Raw genomic sequence first — 26,484 nt, forward strand, 5'->3', positions numbered from 1 at the left:
CCTCTGTATGTAGGGTACAGCGGTGGCCGGGGATTTATTCCCCTAATTGTTCACGTGTGGGTAATCCTTCGCTGTCGCCCTGAACCTGAATGGCCAGTGCGCCAATTTTATTGCCGCGGGTCACCGCCTGATGCAGCGAGCGGCCTTCCAGCAGGGCGCTGATCACGCCCACGGCAAAGCCATCGCCTGCGCCGACCGTATCAACCACGTTGTCGACCTTTACAGGGGCGACGCAGCCGTGCTCGCCGCTGGCGGTTTTGTACCAGGCGCCATCTGCCCCGGTTTTGATAATGACTGCCTTCACCCCATGGCGCAGATAAAAGTCGGCGATGGCTTCAGGCGTTTGTTGGCCGGTGAGAATCATTCCCTCTTTTAGACCAGGCAAAACCCAGTCAGCCTGGAATGCCAAACGATTCAGTTTTTCCACCATCTCGGCTTCGCTTTTCCACAGCACCGGACGTAAATTCGGGTCAAATGAGAGAGTCTTACCTTGAGCTTTCATGGCGCGGGCGGTATGCGCCAGAAGTTCATAGGAACTGGCGGAAAGCGCGGCTGCCACGCCACTCAGGTGCAAGTGACGCGCGCTGGCAAAATAGTCCTCGTGGTAATCCTCAATACTGAGATGGCTGGCAGCGGAACCTTTGCGGAAGTATTCCACGATGGGATCGGTTCCATTTTCGGCCTTAGATTTAAGCTGAAAGCCGGTAGCGAAGCGCTCGTCCTGGGTGACTCCCTGCGCATCAATCCCTTCTTTTTCCAGCGACTTAATAATAAAACGGCCAAAACTGTCGTTACCTACGCGGCTTACCCAGCCTACCTTCAGACCCAGACGAGCAAGACCGGTCGCCACGTTGAGTTCAGCGCCTGCAACGCGCTTGATAAACTGCTCTATATCCGCCAGGTCGCCGGTTTGCGTGGCGACAAACATCGCCATCGCTTCACCAATAGTGACCACATCCAGTGAATTCTTCATGCGTTACTCCTCGCGTAACAGCTCGACGTAATGGCGGGTAACCGCCGTCAAATCCTGTCCTTCCAGGGGGAATTCAATTCCACGCGGAACATCGTCAGGCAGCGTTTTTAACAGCGTCAGCCAGCGCGGATCGGCTGCATCAGGCGGCACTGCACGGTAGCTGTCGCGATGCGTAACGGCGGCTTTGACATGGATGTATCCCACGGTTGGCGCCAGGTTTTTCGCCGCCTCTTCCGGGGAGTCGCCAACCCACAGCCAGTTGCCCATATCGAAGGTCAGCGATATCGGCAGGTTTTGCGTCTGGCAGGCTTCGTTAAAGCGCAGCATCGGCTGCAGGCGTCCGCAGCAGGTCTGATCGTTCTCGACAACCAGCTCCATCCCACTGTCGTCCAGCCATTTACGTAAAACGTCGAACTGCCCGGTATGGGAAAAATGACCAAGGGAGACTTTTAACCACAGCGCTTGCAGGGTTTGCGCTTCCGCAAGTAGCGCCGGAAGACGGGGATTGAGGTTACCGTCCTCAAGGAACAGCGGCTCAGGTGCCGAGTAACAGGCCAGCAGGCCGAAGATTTCGATCGCTGAGGCCATCGTTGACAGTGTGGTGAGTTCGGTGTCAGTTAACATCTCGCGGCGAATTTCGACGCCGTCAGCACCGGCTTCAGCAATGATAGGCAGCATGGCGGTTTGTCCACCCGCAGCGCGGACCTGCTCATAGCCGTAGGCGGCGGTAACCACCATAATTTTTCTTTTCATGGAAACTCCATAACCAGCGTTCTTGCTATAACGCTAGATGGAACCGGTTCCAAAGAAAAGCCCATGATGCTGAATTTATGATCACCATCACGAAGGAAATTTAGCGGGCGGTAGAGCCGCGCACGATCAGTTCACCCGAGAAAACCTGTTCCTGAATGGCATCAGAGCCACCCTCGATCCGGCGTACAACCTGTTCCACGGCGGTGTAGCCAATCTGCCATGTGGGTTGTTTCAGCGTGGTAATGCCGACACCCGCCAGCTCGGCCCATTCCAGCTCGTCAAAACCAAGTAGCCCGATGTCGCTGCCCCAGTTGAGGCCAATACGCTTCAGGGCGCGGGCAACTTGTAGCGTGAGGGCACCGTTGGCGGAAATAACGGCTTTGCGCATTCCCCGATGCTGCTGATGAAACTGGCGCAGCGTGTCATCCAGTTGCGTATTGTCCGTGAGCGGAACTTCGGCATTTTGCGCGATAACGCCGGGGTAGCGTGCGAGCGTGGCGCGAAAGGCGCTCAGACGTTCGCGGCGGGTATTCACCATGCCGAGTGGTTCGCTGAGAAACAGAATGGCCTCAAAGCCTTGTTCAAGCAGGTGTTCCGTGGCAACCGTTGCCGCCTGGGTGTTATCCAGCCCGACCATATCACAGGCGAAATCGGGAATTTTACGATCAATCAGTACCATCGGTAGCGCAGACTGTTGCAGTCGGTTCAGCCCCTCTTCGCGCATCCCAACGGCGTTGACCACAATCCCTTCGACCTGGTAACTGCGCAACAGGTCAAGATAGTGCAGCTCCTGATCCACTTCGTTGTTGGTGTTACATACCAGCGGGGTAAAGCCTTTATCGCGACAGGCGGCTTCAATTCCGCTCAATACGTTGACGGAGTAGGGATTGGTAATGTCTGCGATGATCAGGCCAATCAGGCGGGTGCGACCGTGTTTCAGGCCGCGTGCCATCAGGCTGGGCCGGTAGTCGAGATCGGCAATGGCTTGTTCAATGCGGGCCAGCAGCGCGTCGGACAGCAGGTGCTTTTCACCGTTGAGGTAACGTGAAATGCTGGTCTTGCCGGTTTTTGCGGCCTTCGCCACATCGCTGATGGTTGCCCGTGTTGATTTGCTCATCGCTGATTTCCCTGAATTTGGTGACAACACCTTAACGCGAAAATCAACGATGGCAAGTGCTTCATGCCGGATCGGGCGCCGCCTGTCTCCGGCTCAAAACGTTACTGGATCGGGCTTAAGGTAATCTCAACGCGACGGTTCTGCGCTTTACCTTCCGCCGTGCTGTTGCTGGCGATTGGATTTGCCGGACCCATACCCTGAGTGCGGATACGGTTAGCCGCGACCCCTTGAGTGATCAAGGCGCTGGCGACGGAGTCCGCGCGCTGCTGCGACAGACGCATATTCAGATCCTGGCTGCCGGTGCTGTCGGTGAAGCCTAGCACGTTAACCGCGGTTTTATTGTACTCTTTCAGGACCATAGCCACGCCGGTCAAGGTGTTAGCCCCGGCAGGTTTCAGGTTAGCGCTACTGCTGTCGAAGGTGACGTTGTTTGGCATGTTCAGAATGATGTTATCGCCACTACGCGTCACGCTGACGCCGGTTCCCTGCATTTTTTCGCGCAGTTTTGCTTCCTGCACGTCCATGTAATAGCCGATACCACCGCCAACGGCCGCGCCAGCCGCTGCGCCAATCAGTGCGCCCTTGCCGCGATCTTTCTTCGAAGAAGAGAGTGCGCCAATACCCGCGCCGACCAGAGAGCCAATACCTGCACCAATGCCGGATTTACCCGCTTCGCGTTCGCCGGTGTAAGGGTTTGTTGTGCAGCCAGAAACCGCCAGGGCGCCGCTCACGATGGCAGCAATAACAAAAACACGTTTCTTCATCTCAATTCCTTAATGACTTATTCTTCTTTGCCACAGCGACGGTGGCGGTTGATTATGACGTGTGAACATGAAGAAAATTCCAGGGAAGACTCTGAAATTTGTAAGTAACATTGAACGGCAGAATAAATAAGCCGCCACATCGCATTCAGGAGCGCCATCTTGGCTAATTCACCCGCACACTACTCGGTGTTAACCGCTGCCCACTGGGGACCTATTCTCGTCGAAACCGATGGCGAGACCGTTTTCTCCTCCCGTGGCGCGTTGCCCACCGCTCATCCCAACTCTTTGCAAACCGTGGTGCGTGACCAGGTACACAGTAAAACGCGGGTACGTTTTCCGATGGTACGTAAAGGCTTCCTCGCTTCGCCGGAAAGCCCACAGGGCGTGCGTGGGCAGGATGAGTTTGTGCGCGTCAGTTGGGACGACGCGCTGAATCTTATCCATACGCAGCATAAACGCATCCGTGACAGCTATGGCCCGGCCTCGATTTTTGCTGGTTCTTACGGCTGGCGCTCCAACGGCGTGTTACACAAAGCCTCGATCCTGTTACAGCGCTACATGGCGTTAGCGGGCGGTTATACCGGGCATCTGGGGGATTACTCCACGGGCGCCGCGCAGGCCATCATGCCGTACGTGGTGGGCGGTAACGAAGTTTACCAGCAACAGACCAGCTGGCCTGTTGTGCTGGAACACAGCGATGTGGTGGTATTATGGAGCGCCAATCCGCTGAATACCCTGAAGATTGCCTGGAATGCTTCCGACGAACAGGGTCTCGCTTACTTCGAGGCATTGCGTGATAGCGGCAAACGTTTGATCTGTATCGATCCGATGCGATCGGAAAGTGTAGATTTCTTTGGCGATAAGATGGAATGGATCGCCCCGCATATGGGTACTGACGTGGCGCTGATGCTGGGGATTGCGCATACGCTGGTGGAAAACGGCTGGCACGACGAGGACTTTCTCGCCCGCTGTACCACCGGTTATGACCGGTTTGCCGACTATCTGCTGGGTAAAACTGACAATGTCGCAAAAACGGCAGAATGGGCAGCTGAAATTTGTGGGATAAAAGCGGGAAAAATACGCGAACTGGCGGCGATATTTCACCAAAATACCACCATGCTGATGGCAGGGTGGGGCATGCAGCGCCAACAGTATGGCGAGCAGAAACACTGGATGATTGTCACCCTTGCCGCCATGCTCGGGCAAATCGGCACGCCTGGCGGTGGTTTTGGGCTGTCGTACCATTTTGCCAACGGTGGGAATCCAACGCGTCGCGCCGCTGTATTGGCTTCGATGCAGGCCAGCGTGAAAAACGGTACTGACGCGGTGGATAAAATTCCGGTGGCGCGAATTGTTGAAGCGCTGGAGAACCCCGGTGGTTTTTACCAGCACAACGGAATGGACCGGCATTTCCCGGATATCCGCATGTTGTGGTGGGCCGGCGGGGCCAACTTTACTCATCACCAGGACACCAACCGTCTGATTCGCGCCTGGCAAAAACCGGAGCTGGTGGTTATCTCGGAGTGTTTCTGGACCGCCGCAGCGAAGCATGCCGATATCGTATTACCGGCGACCACCTCGTTTGAGCGCAACGACCTCACCATGACGGGTGACTACAGCAACCAGCACCTGGTGCCGATGAAGCAGGTTGTGCCGCCGCAGCATGAGGCGCGCAATGATTTTGATGTCTTTGCCGAGCTGAGTGAGCGCTGGGAAAAGGGCGGGTATGAACGCTTCACCGAAGGTAAAAGCGAGCTGGCGTGGCTGGAGACCTTTTACAATATTGCCGGGCAGCGCGGGGCCAGCCAGCAGGTTACACTGCCGCCCTTCACCGAGTTTTGGCAGCAGAATGCCCTGATTGAAATGCCGGAAAACCCCGCCAGCGCGCACTTTATTCGGTTTGCGGATTTTCGCCGCGACCCACAGGCGCATCCGCTGAAAACGGACAGCGGCAAAATTGAAATTTACTCCGCGAGGATTGCCGATTACGGCTACGCGGATTGTGTGGGACACCCGATGTGGCTGGCACCTGATGAGTGGTTCGGTAACGCCGAGCCGGGTCAGTTACAGCTGCTTTCCGCCCATCCGGCGCACCGTTTGCACAGCCAGTTGAATTACAGTGCGTTGCGTGAGCGCTATGCGGTGGCGGATCGTGAGCCGGTCACGATCCATCCGCAGGACGCCAACGCACGCGGTATTAAGGATGGCGACACTGTGAGGGTTTGGAACCAGCGTGGGCAGGTTCTGGCGGGTGCAGTCGTGACGATAGGGATCAAACCTGGCGTCATCTGCATTCATGAAGGTGCCTGGCCTGATTTGGATCTTACTGCCGGTGGTATTTGTAAAAATGGTGCCGTCAACGTGCTGACCAAAGATCTCCCCAGCTCGAAGCTGGGGAATGGCTGTGCGGGTAACACTGCGCTGGCGTGGCTCGAAAAATACAATGGACCCGCCCTGACGCTTACGGCGTTTGATCCGCCTGCCAGCCCATAATCCACGTGGGGTGGTGAGTCTCTTCCTGCCATGCGCCGTCTTCAATGCGAAAACCCAGCGCATGGTAGAAGTTTACCGCTGACTGATTCTTCTGGTAGACCTCCAGGCTGAGCAGAGAAAAGCGCTGCTGGACATGCTGCACCAGCGCTGTACCAATTCCGCTTCTGATGGCCGTTGGCGCGACAAACAACGCGCCAAGGAAGCGTTCGTCAATCACGCTGACAAAGCCTTTGAGCACACCTTCTTCTTCCCACACCCAGGTTTGTGCGGCGGGCAGGTATACATCACGCACGACGGGTTCACTTTCGCGCCAGTAGCGTTCGTCGATAAACGGATGGGCATGGATCGTGCTTTCCATCCATAGCGTCAGAATCGCCGGTAGATCGTCAGCTTTTGATTCACGAATCATGTTGTGCCCCTGGGTAACAGATGCAACTGGTGACATGGTCGTTGACCAGACCACAGGCCTGCATAAAGGAGTAACAGATGGTGGTGCCGACAAACTTAAACCCGCGTTTTTTTAACGCCTTAGACAGAGCATCTGACGCAGGCGTTGAGGTGGGGATATCGCTCAGGTTGGCGGCGCGGGTCACTTGTGGTTGGTTATCAACAAATGACCAGACGAACTCGCTAAACGGTTCACCGTTTTGCGCCATGGTCAGAAAGGCGCGAGCGTTACCGATAATGGCCTGAATTTTTCCGCGATGGCGAATAATGCCGGCATCCAGCACCAGTCTTTCCACATCCTCTTCGGTCATGGCTGCCACTTTTTCCGGATCAAAATGGTGGAAGGCGTGACGATAATTTTCCCGTTTCTTCAGTACGGTAATCCATGATAATCCCGCCTGCTGACCTTCAAGGCAGATCATTTCGAACAGCTTCTTGCCATCGGTTTCGGGGACGCCCCATTCCTTGTCGTGATAGGCAATGTAAAGTGGGTCCTGGCTGACCCATCCGCAACGCTGCATATTCTTCCTCGCTGTTTTTACTGGCGTAAAAATTTCATTCGGCCCGCCTTGACGCGCCAGCTAAAAAGACAATATTTAATACAGGGCCTGATGGCCCCGATTTCCTACACACAATGACAATAATATCGCCGAATTCGGCTCTTTTCTGGAGTCGCGTTGATGATTATAAGAAACAGTAGTGGTCGCCAAAGGTTAACTCTGGCGAGCGTCGTAGTTTGTGCGCTGTCCATCAATACAGCATATGGCTGGCAACAAGAATATATCGTTGATGCGATGTCAGGGCATACGGCTGAACGTTATACATGGGACAGCGATCACCAACCACGTTATAACGACATTCTGGAGGAGCGTATTCGTTCTACGCAGAACGTGGCGGGTCCGGTGGTGAATCTGGCCAATCAGACGCTGATGGATACCACCAGCGGCATGAGTATGGGCTGGAACTTTCCTCTTTCCCGGCAGGTAACGACCGGACCGGTGGCCGCCTTGCATTATGACGGCTCGACCACGTCTACCTACAACGAGTTTGGTGATAGCGCGACCTCGATAACACCGACCGATCCGTTGTGGCATGCCAGCGTCAGCACATTAGGCTGGCGAGTCAATTCGCAGTTCGGTGATGTGCATCCTTGGGCGCAAATCAGCTATAACCAACAGTTTGGCGAGAATATCTGGAAGGCGCAGTCGGGTCTCAGCCGCATGACGACAGCAGGACAGGACGGTAACTGGCTGGATGTCACCGTCGGCGCAGATATGCTGTTGAATCCACATATGGCGGCTTACGCCGCACTTTCTCAGGCAGAAAACAGTACCAACAACAGCGACTATATGTACACCATGGGTGTTAGTGCCAAATTTTAACGAAAGCAATCATCATTTATACATCTCAGTTACATATTGAGATCAACAATCACACGCTTTCCAGCGATAGCGTGTACTAACACATGCGGTAAAATTCAGTACCCCGACTTTTTGTCTCGTCATTCATTCCGCAATCCAGGCATTTCATTCCGTTCTGACGGCATTTCATGCCGTTTTTTCCTGGTATAAATGGCGCTTCGGTATGGTTGTTGGCAGAGAATTTCCCATTTTGCTTATGCAGGAAGACTGCCATGAAAACTACTGATTATCAGCGTACCCGTTGGCTGACACTGATCGGCACCATCATTACCCAATTTGCCTTAGGTTCTGTTTATACCTGGAGCCTGTTCAATGGCGCGCTCTCTTCTAAACTTGACGCGCCGGTGAGTCAGGTTGCATTTTCCTTTGGTTTGCTGAGTCTGGGGCTGGCGATTTCTTCTTCCGTCGCCGGGAAGCTGCAGGAACGTTTTGGCGTGAAACGCGTCACCATGGCCTCCGGTATCTTACTGGGCGTCGGCTTCTTCTTAACCGCCCATTCTGACAGCCTGATTATGCTGTGGTTGAGCGCCGGTGTACTGGTCGGCCTGGCGGATGGCGCCGGATACCTGTTAACCCTTTCCAACTGCGTAAAATGGTTCCCTGAGCGTAAGGGGCTGATTTCCGCCTTTGCTATCGGCTCTTATGGCCTGGGTAGCCTCGGTTTTAAATTCATCGACAGCCAACTGCTTAGCACCGTGGGTCTGGAAAAAACCTTTATGATCTGGGGCGCAATTGTGCTGGTGATGATCGTTTTTGGCTCTATGCTGATGAAAGATGCGCCGAATCAGGAAGTGAAGGCGAAAAATGGCGTGGTCGAGAACGACTACAGCCTGGCGCAGTCCATGCGTAAACCACAGTACTGGATGCTGGCCGTGATGTTCCTCACTGCGTGTATGAGTGGGCTGTATGTGATTGGCGTGGCGAAAGATATTGCGCAGAGCCTGGCGCATATGGATGTCGCAACGGCGGCAAATGCGGTGACCGTCATTTCTATCGCTAACCTGTCAGGCCGTCTGGTTCTGGGGATTCTGTCCGACAAAATCTCTCGTATTCGTGTTATCACCATTGGTCAGGTAGTTTCGCTGGTCGGTATGGCGGCGCTGCTGTTCGCCCCGCTCAATGACGTCACTTTCTTTGCGGCGATTGCCTGCGTGGCATTTAATTTTGGCGGCACCATCACCGTGTTCCCGTCACTGGTGAGCGAGTTCTTTGGTCTGAATAACCTGGCTAAAAACTACGGGGTTATTTACCTGGGCTTCGGTATCGGCAGTATTTGTGGTTCCATTATCGCCTCGCTGTTTGGCGGATTCTATGTGACCTTCTGCGTTATCTTTGCGCTGTTAATCATCTCGCTGGCACTTTCTACTACTATTCGCCAGCCACAACGTAGCGTATATACCGAGGCGCACGCCTAAATCTATTAGTAGTCTGATTAATACCTGGCGCATATATTTACAAAAATATATGCGTCATTTGCATTCTTGATAAGCACTTTTTCTCCCTCCTGTGGTCTACTTACCCGCGCCCGTAGACATTTCACTTCTGCTGTTGTCGCATTTTTCCCCTGTTGGTCTGTTTGACCGCCTCACAGGGAGTTTTTATCCCGATTCCCAGGGTTTGTTTGCATGAGATACATTAAGTCGATGACGCAGCAGAAACTCAGTTTCTTGCTGGCAATCTATATCGGTTTGTTTATGAACTGTGCCGTATTTTTCCGTCGTTTTAGCGGATATGCGCACGAATTCACCGTCTGGAAAGGACTCTCTGCGGTTGTTGAATTAGCTGGCACTGTGCTGGTGACCTTCTTTTTATTACGGCTTCTCTCATTATTCGGTCGACGGGCCTGGCGTGTGCTGGCAACCTTTGTGGTGCTGTGTTCTGCCGGCGCCAGCTATTATATGACCTTCCTGAACGTGGTAATTGGCTACGGTATTATTGCCTCCGTCATGACCACGGATATTGATTTATCTAAAGAAGTGGTCGGCTGGCATTTTATCGCTTGGCTGGTTTCGGTCAGTATTGTGCCGTTGGTTCTTATTTGGAGTAACCGCTGCCGCTATACGCTGATGAGACAGCTTCGTACGCCGGGCATGAGATGGCGTAGCGTGGCGGTGGTGTTACTGGCAGGCCTGATGGTGTGGGTGCCGATTCGCCTGTTGAGTATGCAACAGAGAAGCGTTGAACGGGAAACCGGTATCGATTTACCCAGCTATGGCGGGGTTGTGGCGAACTCTTATTTGCCGTCAAACTGGCTCTCAGCGCTTGGCTTGTATGCCTGGGCGCAGGTGGATGAGTCTTCAGATAACAAATCACTGATGAACCCGGCCAAGAAGTTTACCTATGTTGCGCCGAAGAACCTCGACGACACCTACGTGGTCTTTATTATCGGGGAAACGACCCGCTGGGATCATATGGGGATTTTTGGCTACGAGCGAAATACCACGCCAAGGCTCGCCCAGGAGAAAAATCTGGCCGCGTTCCGGGGATATTCCTGCGATACCGCAACTAAACTTTCGCTGCGCTGCATGTTTGTACGTCAGGGTGGGGTGGAAGAAAACCCGCAGCGTACCCTGAAAGAACAAAACGTCTTTGCGGTGCTCAGCCAGTTAGGGTTCAAGACAGACCTCTACGCAATGCAAAGTGAGATGTGGTTTTACAGTAATACCATGGCGGAGAACATCGCCTACCGTGAACAGATTGGCGCTGAGCCGCGTAACCGAGGCAAAAACGTTGACGATATGCTGCTGATTACCGAGATGCAGCAGTCTCTGCAGCAGAACGATGACGGTGGTAAGCATCTGATTATTCTGCATACCAAAGGCTCACATTTTAACTATACGCAGCGCTACACCCGTGAATATGCGCAGTGGAAGCCGGAATGCGTCAATGTTGATAGCGGCTGCTCAAAAGCGGAGATGATCAACTCATTCGATAACTCGGTAACCTATGTGGATCACTTTATTACGCAAGTGTTTGATCAGCTGCGCGATAAGAAGGCAATAGTGTTCTACGCCGCCGATCACGGTGAGTCGATTAACGAGCGTGAGCACCTGCACGGGACGCCGCGTAAAATGGCGCCGCCAGAGCAGTTCCGCGTTCCTATGCTGGTGTGGATGTCTGACAAGTATCTGGAAGACCCCGACCATGCGAAGGCACTTGCACATCTGAAGCAAGAAGCGGATATGAAGGTGCCGCGTCGTCATGTGGAACTGTACGACACTATTTTAGGTTGCCTTGGTTATACCTCGCCAAATGGCGGTATTAACGAGAATAACAACTGGTGCCGTATTCCGGACGCGAAGAAGGTTGCAGCCCAGTAACGAAGGCTGCTGACTTTCTCGCCGATCAAATGGCATTTTGATGCTAAGGGATTGACGGGCGCGCTGCTGAGCAGTAAGATGCGCCCCGCATTCGGTGATTGGCGCAGCCTGGTAGCGCACTTCGTTCGGGACGAAGGGGTCGGAGGTTCGAATCCTCTATCACCGACCAAATTCAAAACCCTGCTCAACGAGCAGGGTTTTTTGCATTATAGCCCGTGAGGATGAGAACCTCCGGGGGCAAGAGGTTCGACTCGAGCGTAGCGAGAGAACGTTGCGCCAGCAACGGCCCGCAGGGCGAGCCACGCAGTGGCGAGTAATCCTCTATCACCGACCAAATTCAAAAACCTGCTCAACGAGCAGGGTTTTTTGCATTTGTAGGCCTGATAAGCGCAGCGCCATCAGGCAACATGGGAGACATCGCCGGATGGCGGCGCAAGCGCCTTATCCAGCCTACAGGCTCAGTTTCATCCCAGCGTGTATGGCGTTTCCAACCCCACTTTTGACCTTCATTTTGTCTACAAAAATTGTGCGCCACTTCCCACTGACTGTTAACGATTCTGTGACATATTCCATTGCCTTTTTTTATATTTGCATGAAACTTTTTTTGCGCTACTTATGGCTGAACCTGGCATTTTCCGCTGTGCGTTTTAACGTTCATGGTATTAATCGCTCAGATATGCAGCATTAATTTAGAAAGTTTTAAGAATTTGCATAAATGTTAATCACTAAATGTTGCGAAATATGAAGATGTTTATTCTGGCACGGAGCGCGTAGCACAAATTTCCCTGCTGAAAATAGCCGCCTGCACTTTTTTTAATCTTTGTTTGTCAATTCTCACCGTTGTCGTAAATCACGGTCACCTGTATTGACGTTTTCACATTCTGTTGACAGATTGTAGGGCATGAGGGGCATTTCATGGAGAATCCGCACTGCAACTCAGTCGCTTATGTGAACGGAATCCCCATCCTCTTAACGCCGACCCGGCCGGGTAAAAAACAAAAAAGGCCAGGCGGTGCAAACCCACTGCAAAGGGTAAAACAACAAACATCACATTTGGAGCAGAAGAATGAGTATTTCCTTGAAGAAGTCAGGGATGCTGAAGCTTGGTCTGAGCCTGGTGGCCATGACCGTCGCAGCAAGCGTACAGGCTAAAACTCTGGTTTATTGTTCAGAAGGATCTCCTGAAGGCTTTAACCCACAGCTTTTCACCTCTGGCACCACCTATGATGCCAGCTCCGTACCGATCTATAACCGCCTGGTTGAATTCAAAATCGGTACCACCGAAGTGATCCCGGGCCTTGCTGAGAAGTGGGAAATCAGCGAAGACGGTAAAACCTACACCTTCCACCTGCGTCAGGGCGTGAAGTGGCAGGACAACAAAGATTTCAAACCGACGCGCGATTTTAACGCCGATGACGTAGTGTTCTCGTTCGATCGTCAGAAAAATGCCCAGAACCCGTACCACAAAGTCTCTGGCGGCAGTTATGAATACTTCGAAGGGATGGGTCTGCCAGATCTGATCTCCGAAGTGAAAAAAGTGGACGATAAAACCGTTCAGTTCGTGCTGACGCGTCCGGAAGCACCGTTCCTGGCTGACCTGGCGATGGATTTCGCTTCTATTCTTTCTAAAGAATACGCGGACAACATGCTGAAAGCCGGTTCCCCGGAGAAAGTAGACCTCAACCCAATTGGTACCGGTCCGTTCCAGCTGCAGCAGTACCAGAAAGACTCCCGTATTCTGTATAAAGCTTTCCCTGGCTACTGGGGTACCAAGCCGCAGATCGACCGTCTGGTCTTCTCTATTACGCCTGACGCTTCCGTGCGTTACGCCAAACTGCAGAAGAACGAGTGCCAGGTGATGCCGTATCCGAACCCGGCAGACATCGCGCGCATGAAGCAGGATAAAAACATCAACCTGATGGAGCAGGCGGGTCTGAACGTCGGCTACCTCTCTTACAACACCGAGAAGAAACCGTTTGATGACGTTAAAGTTCGTCAGGCGCTGACTTACGCGGTAAACAAAGAAGCGATCATCAAAGCCGTTTATCAGGGCGCTGGCGTGGCTGCGAAGAACCTGATCCCGCCGACCATGTGGGGCTATAACGACGACATTAAAGACTACAGTTACGATCCTGAGAAAGCGAAAGCGCTGCTGAAAGAAGCCGGTCAGGACAAAGGCTTTACCGTTGAACTGTGGGCAATGCCGGTACAGCGTCCGTACAACCCGAACGCCCGCCGTATGGCGGAAATGGTTCAGGCTGACTGGGCGAAAATTGGCGTTCAGGCCAAGATTGTGACCTACGAGTGGGGCGAGTATCTGAAACGCGCCAAAGCGGGTGAGCACCAGGCCGTCATGATGGGCTGGACCGGCGACAACGGTGATCCGGATAACTTCTTCGCCACCCTGTTTAGCTGTGCGGCAGCGAAAGACGGTTCCAACTACTCTCGCTGGTGCTACAAGCCGTTTGAAGACTTGATTCAGCCGGCGCGTGCCACCGACGATCACAACAAGCGTATCGAACTGTACAAACAAGCTCAGGTTGTAATGCACGATCAGGCTCCGGCTCTGATTGTTGCTCACTCCACCGTATATGAGCCAGTGCGTAAAGAAGTTAAAGGCTATGTGGTTGATCCATTAGGCAAACACCACTTCGAAAACGTCTCTGTCGAATAATTAAAAGCAATCAAGGAAGCGCTGCGCCCCGGTATTACGCCGGATGAGCGCAGCGCCATCCGGCGTAATGCTTTACCCGCGATGCAGTTTGCGTGGGATAAGATTTGTGAGCAATACAGACTCACGGTTCCAGGCCGTGCGTCATTAGAGAGAATCCGGGTTATGTTGCAGTTCATTCTCCGACGTTTGGGACTCGTCATCCCCACGTTTATCGGTATCACTCTTCTCACTTTTGCCTTCGTCCATATGATCCCCGGCGATCCGGTAATGATCATGGCGGGTGAACGTGGGATCTCCCCTGAGCGTCATGCGCAACTGCTGGCCGAACTTGGTTTGGATAAACCGATGTGGCAGCAGTACCTCCACTATATCTGGGGAGTTATGCATGGTGACTTAGGCATCTCGCTGAAAAGCCGTTTACCGGTGTGGGAAGAGTTCGTGCCTCGTTTTAAAGCGACGCTGGAACTTGGCGTCTGCGCGATGATTTTTGCTACCGCAGTGGGTATTCCGGTGGGGGTGCTTGCCGCCGTTAAGCGCGGTTCCATTTTCGATCATACCGCTGTTGGCCTGGCGCTGACCGGTTACTCGATGCCGATTTTCTGGTGGGGCATGATGCTGATCATGCTGGTTTCCGTGCAGTGGAACCTGACGCCGGTATCCGGGCGGGTGAGCGACATGGTATTCCTCGATGATTCCAATCCGCTGACCGGTTTTATGCTGATTGACACCGCTATCTGGGGTGAAGAGGGTAACTTTATTGATGCGCTGGCGCATATGATCCTGCCCGCGATGGTGCTGGGTACCATTCCTCTGGCGGTAATAGTGCGTATGACTCGTTCATCAATGCTGGAAGTACTGGGTGAAGATTACATTCGTACCGCCCGTGCTAAAGGCCTGACCCGTATGCGCGTCATCATCATTCACGCTTTGCGTAACGCCATGCTGCCCGTGGTGACTGTTATCGGCCTACAGGTTGGTACGTTGCTGGCCGGGGCGATCCTGACCGAGACTATCTTCTCATGGCCTGGGCTGGGACGTTGGCTGATCGATGCGTTACAGCGCCGCGATTATCCGGTGGTGCAGGGCGGGGTGTTACTGGTTGCGACGATGATTATTCTCGTCAACCTGCTGGTAGACCTGCTGTACGGCGTGGTGAACCCGCGTATTCGGCATAAGAAGTAAGGGGCCATCATGTCACAGGTTACTGAAAATAAAGTTATTGCCGCACCGGTGCCGATGACCCCGATGCAGGAGTTCTGGCACTATTTCAAGCGCAATAAAGGCGCGGTTGTCGGGCTGGTTTATGTTGTCATCATGATTCTGATTGCGGTCTTTGCGAATTTTCTCGCCCCGTATAATCCGGCGGAGCAGTTCCGTGATGCGCTGCTGGCACCGCCTGCGTGGCAGGAAGGCGGCACGATGGCGCACTTGTTTGGTACTGACGATGTGGGCCGCGATGTGCTCTCCCGTCTGATGTACGGCGCGCGTCTGTCGCTGCTGGTCGGCTGTCTGGTCGTGGTGCTCTCCCTACTGATGGGGGTCGTTCTTGGTCTGATCGCCGGCTACTTTGGCGGGATTATCGATAACGTTATCATGCGCGTGGTCGATATCATGCTGGCGCTGCCGAGCCTGTTACTGGCGCTGGTGCTGGTGGCGGTATTTGGTCCTTCGATTGGCAACGCCGCGTTGGCGCTGACGTTCGTGGCGTTACCGCACTATGTGCGCCTGACCCGCGCCGCCGTGCTGGTGGAAGTCAACCGCGACTACGTTACCGCTTCGCGCGTGGCCGGAGCCGGTGCGATGCGCCAGATGTTCGTCAATATTCTGCCTAACTGTCTTGCGCCGCTGATCGTTCAGGCATCGCTCGGTTTCTCTAACGCCATTCTCGATATGGCTGCCCTCGGCTTCCTGGGGATGGGCGCACAGCCGCCTACGCCGGAATGGGGCACCATGCTCTCTGACGTTCTGCAGTTTGCCCAAAGCGCCTGGTGGGTGGTGACCTTCCCAGGGCTGGCGATCCTGCTGACGGTGCTGGCATTTAACCTGATGGGTGACGGTCTGCGTGACGCGCTCGATCCCAAACTGAAGCAGTAAGAGGTTCGAGATGGCGTTATTAAATGTAGATAAATTATCGGTGCACTTCGGCGATGTAGGCTCCGAATTCCGCGCCGTAGACCGCATTAGCTACAGTGTGAACCAGGGTGAAGTGGTTGGCATTGTGGGGGAGTCCGGCTCGGGTAAATCTGTCAGTTCGCTGGCGATTATGGGGTTGATTGACTACCCTGGCCGCGTGATGGCCGAAAATCTGGAGTTTAACGGTCGTGACCTGAAGCGCATCTCTGAGAAAGAGCGTCGCCAGCTAGTGGGCGCGGAAGTGGCGATGATTTTCCAGGATCCGATGACCAGCCTTAACCCGTGCTACACCGTCGGCTATCAGATTATGGAAGCCATCAAGGTGCATCAGGGCGGCAATAAAAAAACGCGCGTTCAGCGGGCGATTGACCTGCTGACGCTGGTGGGGATCCCCGATCCGGCTTCGCGTCTGGACGTGTATCCGCACCAGTTGTCGGGTGGCATGAGCCAGCGCGTGATGATCGCGATGGCGATTGCCTGTCGTCCGAAGTTGCTGATTGCCGACGAACCGACGACGGCGCTGGACGTGACCATTCAGGCGCAGATCATCGAGCTGCTGCTGGAGTTGCAGCAAAAAGAGAATATGGCGCTGGTTTTGATTACCCACGACCTGGCGCTGGTGGCGGAAGCGGCACACAAAATCATCGTGATGTACGCCGGGCAGGTCGTGGAAACCGGCGCTGCGCAGGATATTTTCCGCGCGCCGCGTCATCCGTATACCCAGGCATTGCTACGTGCGTTGCCAGAGTTTGCGCAGGACAAAGCGCGTCTGGCTTCGTTGCCAGGTGTGGTCCCAGGTAAATATGACCGTCCGACGGGTTGTTTGCTGAACCCGCGCTGTCCGTATGCAACCGACAAATGCCGCGCTGAAGAACCTGAACTGAATCTGCTGGAAGGCGGTCGTCAGTCGAAATGCCACTACCCACTTGATGATGCCGGGAGGCCCACACTATGAGTACGCATGAGGCCACCTTGCAACAGCCGCTGTTGCAGGCTATCGATCTGAAAAAACACTACCCGGTGAAGAAGGGATTATTTTCCCCTGAGCGCCTGGTGAAAGCGCTGGACGGTGTCTCCTTTACCCTCGAGCGCGGTAAAACGCTGGCGGTGGTCGGTGAATCTGGCTGTGGAAAATCCACGCTGGGTCGTCTGTTGACGATGATTGAAGTGCCGACCGGCGGTGAGCTGTATTACCAGGGGCAGGATCTGCTCAAGCACGACCCGCAGGCGCAAAAGCTGCGTCGGCAGAAAATCCAGATTGTGTTCCAGAACCCGTACGGTTCTCTGAATCCGCGTAAGAAAGTGGGGCAGATTCTGGAAGAGCCGTTGCTGATCAATTCCACGCTCAGCAAAGAGCAGCGGCGTGAAAAAGCGCTGGCGATGATGGCGAAAGTCGGGCTGAAAACAGAGCATTACGATCGTTACCCGCATATGTTCTCCGGCGGCCAGCGTCAGCGTATCGCGATTGCCCGTGGTCTGATGCTCGACCCGGACGTGGTGATAGCCGACGAACCGGTCTCGGCGCTCGACGTTTCGGTTCGTGCGCAGGTACTGAATCTGATGATGGATTTACAACAGGATCTTGGACTGTCCTACGTTTTTATCTCGCACGACCTGTCGGTGGTGGAGCACATTGCCGATGAAGTGATGGTGATGTATTTAGGCCGCTGTGTGGAAAAAGGGACCAAGGATCAGATCTTCAATAATCCGCGTCATCCGTATACCCAGGCGCTACTCTCCGCCACGCCGCGTCTGAACCCGGACGACCGCCGTGAGCGTATCAAGCTGACCGGCGAGCTGCCAAGCCCGCTGAATCCGCCGCCGGGCTGTGCGTTCAATGCCCGTTGCCGCCGTCGCTTTGGTCCGTGTACCCAGCTTCAGCCGCAGTTAAAAGACTATGGCGGTCAACTGGTGGCCTGTTTCGCCGTTGACCAGGATGAAAACCCACAGCGATAAACGTGGGTTATGACCTAATAACCGGAGCCTTGTGCTCCGGTTTTTTTATATTTTGTTTTTACGTCCACAATGTGAGTCCTCTGGCAGAACATTATTCCACAGCGTCTAAAATGTAGTCAGATTCCCTTTTGTCACAGAAATAGCGATTTCGCAGTTGCTAACGATCAGGAGCAAATGTGGTCACGATACGCTGGGATATTAAAACAATTGATCGACTATCGATGGTTGAGGATGTCCTGAAGGAATTTTCCTGCTGTGATATCAATATCATCTCAATGAAAGTCACACCGGGACGGATCCTGATTAAATCCTGGTGCCGCCAGTTGCAGGATATTTCCTGCGTGCAAACGTGTTTGAGCCAGCGAGCCGATATTATTAATGTCGCTTACCTGTGTGAAGAGATAAGCGAGCTATCGCTGCCTGAACCGGAACGTCCGCGCTATTTCTCTGACATTATTTGCAGTAGCCAGAGTATGCGTTTGCTTATCGAAAAGGCGATCAGAGTTGCTGACAGCAAATATACCGTTCTGATCCGCGGTGACACGGGAACCGGCAAGGAGTTATTGGCCCGGGCTATCCATAATTCCGGGCAGCGGCGGTTTTATCCGTTTATTCCGGTCAACTGCTCGGCATTACCTGAGTCGTTGATGGAGAGTGAATTCTTTGGCTATGAGAAAGGGGCCTTTAGCGGCGCAGATTGTAAAGGCAAAAAAGGGCTGTTTGAAATGGCCGATAAAGGCACCCTATTTCTCGATGAGTTTGGTGAAATGTCGCTGAGCTTACAGGCTAAATTACTGCGCGTACTTCAGGATGGTGGGATCCGTCGCGTTGGCGGGGCACAAATTATACCGGTTAATGTACGTATTATTGTGGCGACCAACGCTAATCTGGAAGAGATGGTGGAACAACGGCAGCTGCGTGCCGATCTCTATTATCGCATCAACGTACTTTCACTCACCATTCCTCCCTTACGGGAGCGTCCGCAGGATATCACTCTGCTTATTCGCCACTTTGTGCAGAAGTACGCGAAGGAATTTCAGCGCCGGATAATCCTGGATAAAGCCTGTTTTGCGGCCTTGCATCATCACGCCTGGCCGGGAAACGTTCGTGAACTGGAAAATACCATTATTCGTCTGATGCTGATGGCAGAATCGGATGTTATTACCTTGGACGAACTGGGAATGGTGAATTTACCCGCGGTTGAGCAAGTCCCAACGGATCGTCCTTTTAAAGAACAAGTTCTGAGTGCTGAGCGCCAGCTCATTGAACAAATGGTCGAAGATAATGTGTCATCGCGGCATATCGCTAAAGCGTTGGGGGTGTCGCATACGACGGTGTTGAATAAAATTCGCAGCTATCAGTTGGAGAGTGTGAGTTAAGCGCCGCCAGTGGCTGACGGCGCGTTAGACGAGTTATTCGATCAGCTTCAATAATGGCGACAGGCACAGCAGAATTCCGTACAGCAGAATCAGCCAGGTTTTAACGCCGCGTAATTTCTCTAACTGCGTTACTTTATAGATCAGGAAAAACGGAATAATACACGACACAATCCCGTACAGTGGGCTACCCAGTTGGAAGAATACCAGCACCGATACGCGGAAGGACACCCAAATAACCAGCGTGATAACAATAAATGTACAAATACCCAGCGTGAGCACCAGCGGATTAATTTTCTCAACGTCAATGATGCGACTCAGGACGTTAAGAATAATACCCTTAATCGCCTCATGGAATCCCAGGTAAATACCAAAAAATGCCGTTAATACGGCGAAGATATTCAGCACCGTTGAGGTGATATGAATAATTTGTCCTGGAATAACCTGCGCTGCCAGCGCCAGGGCAGAAATATTTTGTTCGAAGGCTGAAACGGCCTCTTCATGGCTAATCGAAAAGGTAAAAGAGAAGGAGAAAAACAGAATAACCGCAATCAGCGTAATGTAACTGATGCGATGCGTGCGTATCGCCATGCGCGTCGCCAGTACCCGGTCTGCAACCCTTTTGCGATAAGCAATGTTCATTGGGTTCAATACCTGAATAAACACCGCGGAGAAGAAGCAGAACGGGATGGTCAACAGCACGTCGCGAAAGAAAACGGAGGCTTCAGGAAACGCGCTGATATTGCTAAAGTTCCAGTGCGGGACCATCGCAAAACCAAACACGATGATGATCCCCACTTTTACGACTACCATCGGACCGGAGATTTTGAACAGCAGCTTTTCTCCCCCGGAAGCAATGGCGACCAGCACGGCAAAAATGGCGACTTTGTAGATTATTGACTGCGAAAGGTCGGCCTCGGTCAGACCAAAGGTTTTGATGTATGAGGCGCTGTCAAAAACCACGGATAAGGAATAGATAAATATACCGTGAATAATCATCAGGAAGTAGATGACGCCAAGAAATACGCCCCAGTTTTTCCCCAGGTAATGACTTATAATATCGGTGTAATCATTACAGGTTTCACTCTCTGATAATGTTTTTAAATAAATATCCTGCACGATATAGGTTGCCGGATAAGCAATAATAAAGGCGAAAATAAATACCCAAATACCTTTTAAGCCAATTTGTACCGGCATTAGTACCGTTCCGGCACCGATTGCCATGCCGATACAGAGTAATACCCAGCCAAAATCGTATTTCGTAAACGGTATTTTTTTTGAGATTGGTACGGCGGTTGCTGTATTGTTGCTTAATTGTAATGTGTTGTCCTGCATAGAACCCCCTGCCCAAAATACACGCTCTCCCCGGAAAAGGATTGCACGTATAGCCAGACTGTTGTGCCTTGATACTCAACGGCCTGAACCGATCGGCGTCGGCTCAGGCTGTAGTGGTCAGAATGTCGCCTTTCTGATGGCGTGTTCAAGGTCGTTAATAATATCTTCTGGATCTTCAAGACCCACAGAAAGACGGATAAGCCCGTCGGTAATACCTGCTTTAAGCCGTTCCTCTGGCGCAACGGGCGAATGTGTCATAGACGCTGGGTGCTGAATGAGGGTTTCGGTATCACCGAGACTGACCGCGAGGAGGCACAATTCTACAGAATTGATCATCCGTCTGCCAGCCTCGAGGCCGCCGGCGATTTCGAAGCTGATAATTCCTCCTGGCAGACTCATCTGCCGTTGGCCAAGCTCATACTGCGGATGTGAAGAGAGGCCGGGATAATAAACGTGGGTGATGGACGGATGCCCTTCCAGGAAGCGGGCGATTTTCATCGCATTTTCGCAGTGACGTTCCATTCGAATGCCCAGTGTTTTAACGCCGCGCAGCGTCAACCAGGCGTTGAACGGACTCATGCAACCGCCAGTGATATCTTTCAGGCCAACAAATCGCGCCTGGTCAATAAACTCCTGCTTGCCGACGATAATGCCGCCAATCACATCCCCGTGGCCGTTGATGTATTTGGTGACGCTGTGCACCACGATGTCTGCGCCCAGTTGCAAAGGCTGCTGACAGTACGGCGACATAAAAGTGTTATCCACCACCAGCAATGCGCCTTGCTGATGGGCAATACCGGCCACCGTTTCAATATCAACCAATGAGAGCGTCGGGTTGGCGGGCGTTTCGATATACACCACTTTGGTTTCCGGGCGCATGGCGGCGCGAATTTCTTCGGGATTCGCCGCATCGACAAAGCTGACGTTAATCCCGAACTTCGGCATGCTGTGCGACAAAAACGCGTGGGTGCAACCGTAAATCGCGCTGGCGGAAACGATATGGTCACCTTGCTGGCACAACGTGAGTAGCGTTGTGGTGATGGCAGAAATACCGGAGGCGGTTGCCAGCCCAGCTTCACCTCTTTCCAGTACCGCCAGCTTTTTCTCCAGCGCATCGGTGGTGGGGTTACCTAAACGAGTATAAATGTACCCGGACTCCTCAAGCGCAAAGCGGGCGGCACCTTGTTCGGCGCTGTCAAACACAAACGTTGAAGTCTGGAAAATAGGCGTACTGAGCGCGCCAGTTGAAGGGTCGGGTTGTTGCCCGGCGTGAACGATCTGGGTGTTGAATCCGTAAGTACGACAGTCAGACATGATATCTCCTTTAATTCGGAACAGAACAGCTCACACTCAAATAGCAATCGCTGTGCCAGAAATTGAATTAATAGATATCAATGGGTTATGTATTTCCCTGGATTGATGGTCGGCAGGAATGTTGCCAACTGGCAAGAATCTTTCCAGCGTACTGGCGAGAAATGGGTGAAATGCGAGGCGCTACGCAGAGCGGAATATTGCGCAGTGATATGGCGAATGGGCTACCGTAGAATCAGCGGCAAGCCGGGAATTCCCGGTGAGGCGCAATGTTGCGGGGGCTTGATCCCCGGCGGCATCGGTTGCTGGAAAGAGAAAACCCCCGCACGTTGTTCAGTATAAACCTGGCAACAAAACGGGGGCTAACTTGACTCCAGACAAGTTAAGAATAGCCGCGAACAGTTGCCATTGCAACACAGGCGGCTATATGACGCTCGCACAGTTAGGCGTGGCCTTCTGGCACGATTTAGCGGCTCCGATCATCGCTGGCATTATTGCCAGTCTGATTCTGAGCTGGCTGCGTAACAGGAAGTAATGCTCTTAGTGGGTGTCTGCCTGCCGTGATGGCAACATGCGCCCGAACCAGGCCGCAGGGGGCGACCTTGCGGCCTTTTTCGGCTTAAATGCAGATAAATCTCGTCGTCAGGTGCCTATCCTGTCGCGATAATGCACGCTGGGAAGTTTTCAGATACCGTCTCTCTTAATACCGCTACGATCGGGTATACTCTGACGGCAGTTTCGTCTATCCGTGGAGAGTCAGTTTGCGTGTCAGTCGCTCGTTAACAATTAAGCAGATGGCAATGGTCGCGGCCGTTGTCATGGTGTTTGTTTTCATTTTTTGCACCGTTTTGTTGTTCCATCTGGTACAGCAGAACCGCTATAACACGGCTACACAACTGGAAAGTATCGCTCGTTCCGTCCGTGAACCTCTTTCCGACACTATCCTGAAAGGGGATATTCCCGAAGCGGAAGCCATTTTACGCAGTATTCGACCCGCTGGCGTGGTCAGCCGGGCTGATGTGGTGCTGCCTAATCAGTTTCAGGCGCTGCGGATGAGCTTTATTCCCGAACGCCCGGTTCCCGTTACCGTGACACGCCTGTTTGAGCTTCCGGTGCAAATTTCGCTGCCTGTCTATTCTCTTGAGCGCTCAGCGAACCCACAACCGCTGGCGTATCTGGTGCTGCAGGCGGATTCGTACCGCATGTACAAGTTTGTGATGAGCACACTCTCAACGTTAGTGACCATTTACTTACTTTTATCGTTAATACTCACGGTAGCCATCTCCTGGTGTATTAACCGTTTGATTGTGCACCCATTACGCAAAATCGCTCGCGAGCTGAACGACATTCAACAGCAGGACCTGATTGGCTATCAACTGGCATTACCACGTCTGCATCAGGATGATGAGATTGGTATGCTGGTGCGTAGCTACAACCTCAATCAGCAGCTCATCAAACGCCATAGCGAAGAGCAAAGCGACCATTCGATGCGCTTCCCGGTTTCCGAATTGCCCAACAAGTCGTTTTTAATGGGATTGCTGGAGCAGGTGGTGACGCGTCAGCAGACGACAGCGCTGATGATTGTCACCTGTGAAACCCTGCGTGATACCGCGGGCGTGTTAACCGAAACTCAGCGAGAAATCCTACTGCTTACGCTGGTTGAAAAACTGAAATCCGTATTGGCCCCCAGAATGGTGCTCACCCAGGTGAGCGGCTATGACTTTGCTATCATCGCGCATGGTGTAAAAGAACCCTGGCATGCCATTACACTAGGTCAGCAAGTACTCACTATCGTTAATGAGCGGTTACCGATTCAGGGTATTCAACTACGTCCGAACTGCAATATTGGGGTGGCGATGTTTTATGGCGATTTAACCGCAGAGCAGCTCTACCGCCGCGCTCTGTCCGCCGTGTTAACGTCGCGTCATAAGGGTAAAAACCAAATTCAGTTCTTTGATCCATTGCAGATGGAAGAGGCGCAGCAGCGTTTAACCCAGGAGAACGATATTTTAACCGCCATGGATAACCAGCAGTTCGCGCTGTGGATGCAGCCCCAGGTAGAAATGTCCAGCGGCAAAGTATTGAGCGCAGAAGCATTACTGCGGATGCAGCAGCCGGACGGTAGCTGGGAGCTGCCGGAAGGGCTAATCGACAGAATTGAGTCTTGTGGTCTGATGGTGACAGTCGGTTATTGGGTGCTGGAAGAAACATGCCGCCAGCTGTCAGCCTGGCAGGAACGCGGTCTGATGCTGCCGCTCTCGGTGAATTTATCCGCTCTCCAGTTGATGCACCCAAGTATGGTGTCTGATCTGCTGGAGTTGTTGACGCGCTATCGCATTAAGCCTGGCACATTGATTCTGGAAGTGACTGAAAGCCGGCATATTGACGATCCCCACGCCGCCGTGGCCATTTTGCGACCGCTGCGCAACGCGGGCGTGCGCATCGCGCTGGACGACTTTGGCATGGGGTATGCGGGTCTGCGACAGCTCCAGCATATGAAGTCGCTACCGGTGGATGTACTCAAAATCGATAAGATGTTTGTCGATGGCGTGCCCGAAGATTGCAGCATGATCTCCGCCATCATTCAGTTGGCACATAGCCTCAACTTGCAGATGATCGCCGAAGGCGTTGAAACGGAAGCGCAACGCGAATGGTTATCACAAGCGGGGGTGGAAGTGGCGCAAGGCTTCCTGTTTGCCCGACCCGTTCCGGCAAATATCTTTGAAGAACGTTATCTGGCACCGGAAAGCGCTGATTACAAAAGTTAAAAAAGGTCTCGCTTGTGCGAGCCAGCTCAAAATTTTTAACATTTTTGTATCAATTATGATCCAGGTGCATTTCTGTCATGTTGAGTGGGTGTTACTTTAAGGCCGCAGGTTAAACAAAACCTTACAAGACCTGTGGTTTTTACTTTAAGGACACCCTATGAAGACCTCTATATTCAAAAGCCTTTACTTTCAGGTCCTGACAGCAATTGCCATTGGTATTCTCCTTGGCCATTACTACCCTGAATTAGGCGCCCAAATGAAGCCGCTTGGTGATGCTTTCGTTAAGCTCATCAAGATGGTCATCGCACCTGTCATCTTCTGTACTGTCGTGACCGGCATTGCAGGCATGGAAAGTATGAAAGCAGTAGGCCGCACCGGTGCGGTTGCACTGCTCTATTTTGAAATTGTCAGTACGATTGCGCTGATCATCGGCCTTATCATCGTCAACGTGGTGCAACCCGGTGCCGGGATGAACGTCGATCCGGCAACGCTGGATGCCAAGGCGGTAGCAATTTACGCCGAACAGGCAAAAGACCAGGGGATCGTAGGTTTCCTGATGGACATTATCCCTGCGAGCGTCATTGGCGCGTTTGCCAGCGGTAACATCCTGCAGGTATTACTGTTTGCGGTAATGTTTGGTTTTGCTTTGCATCGTCTGGGCAGCAAAGGCCAGATGATTTTCAACGTAATTGAAAGCTTCTCGCAGGTTATTTTCGGCATCATCAATATGATCATGCGCCTGGCGCCGATCGGTGCTTTCGGTGCCATGGCCTTTACCATCGGTAAATATGGCGTCGGAACGCTGGTGCAACTGGGTCAGCTGATAATCTGCTTCTACATCACCTGTATTCTGTTTGTGGTGCTGGTACTGGGCTCCATTGCTCGCGCGACTGGCTTCAGCATCTTCAAATTCATCCGCTATATCCGTGAAGAACTGCTGATCGTACTGGGTACGTCTTCTTCTGAATCCGCACTGCCGCGTATGCTCGATAAAATGGAGAAACTGGGCTGTCGGAAGTCGGTTGTCGGGTTGGTTATACCCACGGGCTACTCGTTTAACCTTGATGGGACATCAATCTATCTGACGATGGCGGCGGTGTTTATCGCCCAGGCCACCAACAGTCATATGGATATTTTCCATCAGATAACCCTGCTGGTCGTGCTCCTGCTCTCCTCAAAAGGTGCTGCGGGTGTGACAGGGAGTGGCTTCATTGTTCTGGCCGCGACTATCTCTGCGGTGGGACATTTACCGGTCGCTGGCCTGGCGCTGATTCTCGGTATTGACCGCTTTATGTCTGAAGCCCGTGCGCTGACCAACCTGATTGGTAACGGTGTGGCAACTGTCGTTGTGGCTAAATGGGTGAAAGAATTAGACAGTAAAAAGCTGGATGACACGCTGAATAATCGTGCGCCGGATGGCAAAACGCACGATTTATCCTCTTAATCTCGTCACTTATGCCCGTAGTCCCTTCCAGGACTGCGGGTGTTTGCGCATAATTACCCCCTGTGCCTGAAACCGTCGATTCGGCGGCGTCGGGATTTTTTCACTTCCTCCGTGACATTTTCATGTTCTTGCGGTCTAACACGAAGTGTTTTTAACGTCATATTCAGAGAGTCCTTTCGCGGACTGTCTTTTTATTACC

The 26,484-nt window shown here is 52.8% G+C and carries 23 protein-coding genes, 1 tRNA gene and 1 other RNA gene; 17 read left to right on the forward strand and 8 right to left on the reverse strand.

Features of this window, described 5'->3' with window-relative positions:
* Positions 1-34: 34 nt before the first annotated feature.
* From ACVXHP_RS13130 to ACVXHP_RS13145, 4 genes are all read right to left on the reverse strand, one after another.
* Positions 35-973, reverse strand: coding sequence for a sugar kinase (locus ACVXHP_RS13130; protein WP_447571607.1), 939 nt, complete (start codon positions 971-973; stop codon positions 35-37).
* Positions 974-976: 3 nt separating this feature from the next.
* Positions 977-1,726, reverse strand: a complete 750-nt coding sequence (locus ACVXHP_RS13135) for a sugar phosphate isomerase/epimerase family protein (RefSeq protein WP_447571608.1) — start codon at positions 1,724-1,726, stop codon at positions 977-979.
* A gap of 100 nt (positions 1,727-1,826) precedes the next feature.
* Positions 1,827-2,843, reverse strand: a complete 1,017-nt coding sequence (locus ACVXHP_RS13140; RefSeq protein WP_200008803.1) for a LacI family DNA-binding transcriptional regulator — start codon at positions 2,841-2,843, stop codon at positions 1,827-1,829.
* A 101-nt stretch (positions 2,844-2,944) separates the two neighbouring features.
* Positions 2,945-3,607 carry an OmpA family lipoprotein gene (locus ACVXHP_RS13145; RefSeq protein WP_003827397.1) on the reverse strand — a complete coding sequence of 221 codons (663 nt, stop codon included), beginning with the start codon at positions 3,605-3,607 and terminating at the stop codon, positions 2,945-2,947.
* A gap of 159 nt (positions 3,608-3,766) precedes the next feature.
* On the opposite strand from ACVXHP_RS13145, the gene ACVXHP_RS13150 reads away from it, so the two are divergent.
* Complete coding sequence (locus tag ACVXHP_RS13150; RefSeq protein ID WP_447571609.1) at positions 3,767-6,100, forward strand: molybdopterin guanine dinucleotide-containing S/N-oxide reductase; 2,334 nt, start codon at positions 3,767-3,769, stop codon at positions 6,098-6,100.
* Here the strand turns inward: ACVXHP_RS13150 and ACVXHP_RS13155 are convergent.
* Together ACVXHP_RS13155 and tag are read right to left on the reverse strand one after the other, a co-directional pair.
* Complete coding sequence (locus ACVXHP_RS13155; RefSeq protein WP_447571610.1) at positions 6,069-6,509, reverse strand: N-acetyltransferase; 441 nt, start codon at positions 6,507-6,509, stop codon at positions 6,069-6,071. The genes ACVXHP_RS13150 and ACVXHP_RS13155 overlap by 32 nt on opposite strands.
* Positions 6,499-7,068, reverse strand: a complete 570-nt coding sequence (tag, locus tag ACVXHP_RS13160; protein ID WP_304702655.1) for a DNA-3-methyladenine glycosylase I — start codon at positions 7,066-7,068, stop codon at positions 6,499-6,501. The genes ACVXHP_RS13155 and tag overlap by 11 nt, the downstream gene beginning before the upstream one ends.
* Before the next feature lie 159 nt (positions 7,069-7,227).
* Between tag and ACVXHP_RS13165 the strand changes: the two genes are divergently transcribed.
* From ACVXHP_RS13165 to ACVXHP_RS13220, 12 genes are all read left to right on the forward strand, one after another.
* On the forward strand, positions 7,228-7,929 hold the full coding sequence (locus ACVXHP_RS13165) for an autotransporter domain-containing protein (RefSeq protein ID WP_447571611.1): 702 nt from the start codon (positions 7,228-7,230) through the stop codon (positions 7,927-7,929).
* 251 nt (positions 7,930-8,180) lie between these two features.
* Positions 8,181-9,383 carry an L-lactate MFS transporter gene (locus ACVXHP_RS13170; RefSeq protein WP_042311707.1) on the forward strand — a complete coding sequence of 401 codons (1,203 nt, stop codon included), beginning with the start codon at positions 8,181-8,183 and terminating at the stop codon, positions 9,381-9,383.
* A gap of 210 nt (positions 9,384-9,593) precedes the next feature.
* Complete coding sequence (eptB, locus tag ACVXHP_RS13175) at positions 9,594-11,288, forward strand: kdo(2)-lipid A phosphoethanolamine 7''-transferase (protein ID WP_447571612.1); 1,695 nt, start codon at positions 9,594-9,596, stop codon at positions 11,286-11,288.
* Positions 11,289-11,380: 92 nt separating this feature from the next.
* Positions 11,381-11,457 (forward strand) — tRNA-Pro (locus tag ACVXHP_RS13180).
* 32 nt (positions 11,458-11,489) lie between these two features.
* A non-coding RNA gene (locus ACVXHP_RS13185) (RtT sRNA) lies at positions 11,490-11,622 on the forward strand.
* 581 nt (positions 11,623-12,203) lie between these two features.
* Positions 12,204-12,440: a hypothetical protein gene (locus tag ACVXHP_RS13190; RefSeq protein ID WP_162267364.1), complete on the forward strand. Its 237-nt coding sequence runs from the start codon at positions 12,204-12,206 to the stop codon at positions 12,438-12,440.
* Complete coding sequence (gene dppA / locus ACVXHP_RS13195; protein WP_038635147.1) at positions 12,355-13,962, forward strand: dipeptide ABC transporter periplasmic-binding protein DppA; 1,608 nt, start codon at positions 12,355-12,357, stop codon at positions 13,960-13,962. Before ACVXHP_RS13190 ends, dppA begins: the two co-directional genes overlap by 86 nt.
* A 162-nt stretch (positions 13,963-14,124) precedes the next feature.
* A complete protein-coding gene (gene dppB / locus ACVXHP_RS13200; protein WP_200008797.1) occupies positions 14,125-15,144 on the forward strand; it encodes a dipeptide ABC transporter permease DppB in 1,020 nt (339 codons plus the stop codon).
* Between the two features lie 9 nt (positions 15,145-15,153).
* Entirely contained in the window at positions 15,154-16,056 is a 903-nt protein-coding gene (gene dppC, locus ACVXHP_RS13205) for a dipeptide ABC transporter permease DppC (protein WP_200008796.1), read from the forward strand.
* A gap of 10 nt (positions 16,057-16,066) precedes the next feature.
* Positions 16,067-17,050, forward strand: coding sequence for a dipeptide ABC transporter ATP-binding protein (dppD, locus tag ACVXHP_RS13210; protein WP_042311717.1), 984 nt, complete (start codon positions 16,067-16,069; stop codon positions 17,048-17,050).
* Positions 17,047-18,051 (forward strand): dipeptide ABC transporter ATP-binding subunit DppF, encoded by a 1,005-nt coding sequence (dppF, locus tag ACVXHP_RS13215; RefSeq protein ID WP_038635143.1) that lies wholly within the window; start codon positions 17,047-17,049, stop codon positions 18,049-18,051. The genes dppD and dppF overlap by 4 nt, the downstream gene beginning before the upstream one ends.
* 176 nt (positions 18,052-18,227) lie before the next feature.
* Complete coding sequence (locus tag ACVXHP_RS13220) at positions 18,228-19,430, forward strand: sigma-54 interaction domain-containing protein (protein WP_447571613.1); 1,203 nt, start codon at positions 18,228-18,230, stop codon at positions 19,428-19,430.
* Between the two features lie 33 nt (positions 19,431-19,463).
* On the opposite strand, the gene ACVXHP_RS13225 is transcribed toward ACVXHP_RS13220, so the two are convergent.
* Both ACVXHP_RS13225 and megL read right to left on the reverse strand, forming a co-directional pair.
* On the reverse strand, positions 19,464-20,762 hold the full coding sequence (locus tag ACVXHP_RS13225; RefSeq protein ID WP_447571614.1) for a transporter: 1,299 nt from the start codon (positions 20,760-20,762) through the stop codon (positions 19,464-19,466).
* 117 nt (positions 20,763-20,879) lie between these two features.
* Positions 20,880-22,076, reverse strand: coding sequence for a methionine gamma-lyase (gene megL / locus ACVXHP_RS13230; protein WP_042311728.1), 1,197 nt, complete (start codon positions 22,074-22,076; stop codon positions 20,880-20,882).
* A 105-nt stretch (positions 22,077-22,181) separates the two neighbouring features.
* Between megL and ACVXHP_RS13235 the strand changes: the two genes are divergently transcribed.
* From ACVXHP_RS13235 to dctA, 4 genes are all read left to right on the forward strand, one after another.
* On the forward strand, positions 22,182-22,415 hold the full coding sequence (locus tag ACVXHP_RS13235) for a hypothetical protein (protein ID WP_304702670.1): 234 nt from the start codon (positions 22,182-22,184) through the stop codon (positions 22,413-22,415).
* An 85-nt stretch (positions 22,416-22,500) separates the two neighbouring features.
* A complete protein-coding gene (locus tag ACVXHP_RS13240; RefSeq protein WP_042311730.1) occupies positions 22,501-22,608 on the forward strand; it encodes a type I toxin-antitoxin system toxin Ldr family protein in 108 nt (35 codons plus the stop codon).
* Positions 22,609-22,834: 226 nt separating this feature from the next.
* Positions 22,835-24,841, forward strand: a complete 2,007-nt coding sequence (gene hmsP, locus ACVXHP_RS13245) for a biofilm formation regulator HmsP (protein ID WP_447571615.1) — start codon at positions 22,835-22,837, stop codon at positions 24,839-24,841.
* A 157-nt stretch (positions 24,842-24,998) separates the two neighbouring features.
* Complete coding sequence (gene dctA, locus ACVXHP_RS13250; RefSeq protein ID WP_200008791.1) at positions 24,999-26,285, forward strand: C4-dicarboxylate transporter DctC; 1,287 nt, start codon at positions 24,999-25,001, stop codon at positions 26,283-26,285.
* The last annotated feature ends 199 nt before the right edge of the window (positions 26,286-26,484 follow it).

It is taken from the genome of Citrobacter freundii complex sp. 2025EL-00176, from assembly GCF_053309355.1.

Bases quoted from the DNA above. Each gene is read 5' to 3' on its own strand.
- ACVXHP_RS13235 (WP_304702670.1), top strand. From the start codon at position 22,182: ATGGTCGGCAGGAATGTTGCCAACTGGCAAGAATCTTTCCAGCGTACT.
- ACVXHP_RS13130 (WP_447571607.1), bottom strand. From the start codon at position 973: ATGAAGAATTCACTGGATGTGGTCACTATTGGTGAAGCGATGGCGATG.
- megL (WP_042311728.1), bottom strand. From the start codon at position 22,076: ATGTCTGACTGTCGTACTTACGGATTCAACACCCAGATCGTTCACGCC.
- ACVXHP_RS13165 (WP_447571611.1), top strand. From the start codon at position 7,228: ATGATTATAAGAAACAGTAGTGGTCGCCAAAGGTTAACTCTGGCGAGC.
- dppD (WP_042311717.1), top strand. From the start codon at position 16,067: ATGGCGTTATTAAATGTAGATAAATTATCGGTGCACTTCGGCGATGTA.
- dppB (WP_200008797.1), top strand. From the start codon at position 14,125: ATGTTGCAGTTCATTCTCCGACGTTTGGGACTCGTCATCCCCACGTTT.
- ACVXHP_RS13135 (WP_447571608.1), bottom strand. From the start codon at position 1,726: ATGAAAAGAAAAATTATGGTGGTTACCGCCGCCTACGGCTATGAGCAG.
- dctA (WP_200008791.1), top strand. From the start codon at position 24,999: ATGAAGACCTCTATATTCAAAAGCCTTTACTTTCAGGTCCTGACAGCA.
- ACVXHP_RS13240 (WP_042311730.1), top strand. From the start codon at position 22,501: ATGACGCTCGCACAGTTAGGCGTGGCCTTCTGGCACGATTTAGCGGCT.
- dppA (WP_038635147.1), top strand. From the start codon at position 12,355: ATGAGTATTTCCTTGAAGAAGTCAGGGATGCTGAAGCTTGGTCTGAGC.
- ACVXHP_RS13155 (WP_447571610.1), bottom strand. From the start codon at position 6,509: ATGATTCGTGAATCAAAAGCTGACGATCTACCGGCGATTCTGACGCTA.
- ACVXHP_RS13225 (WP_447571614.1), bottom strand. From the start codon at position 20,762: ATGCAGGACAACACATTACAATTAAGCAACAATACAGCAACCGCCGTA.
- tag (WP_304702655.1), bottom strand. From the start codon at position 7,068: ATGCAGCGTTGCGGATGGGTCAGCCAGGACCCACTTTACATTGCCTAT.
- ACVXHP_RS13145 (WP_003827397.1), bottom strand. From the start codon at position 3,607: ATGAAGAAACGTGTTTTTGTTATTGCTGCCATCGTGAGCGGCGCCCTG.
- dppF (WP_038635143.1), top strand. From the start codon at position 17,047: ATGAGTACGCATGAGGCCACCTTGCAACAGCCGCTGTTGCAGGCTATC.
- eptB (WP_447571612.1), top strand. From the start codon at position 9,594: ATGAGATACATTAAGTCGATGACGCAGCAGAAACTCAGTTTCTTGCTG.
- ACVXHP_RS13190 (WP_162267364.1), top strand. From the start codon at position 12,204: ATGGAGAATCCGCACTGCAACTCAGTCGCTTATGTGAACGGAATCCCC.
- ACVXHP_RS13170 (WP_042311707.1), top strand. From the start codon at position 8,181: ATGAAAACTACTGATTATCAGCGTACCCGTTGGCTGACACTGATCGGC.
- ACVXHP_RS13140 (WP_200008803.1), bottom strand. From the start codon at position 2,843: ATGAGCAAATCAACACGGGCAACCATCAGCGATGTGGCGAAGGCCGCA.
- dppC (WP_200008796.1), top strand. From the start codon at position 15,154: ATGTCACAGGTTACTGAAAATAAAGTTATTGCCGCACCGGTGCCGATG.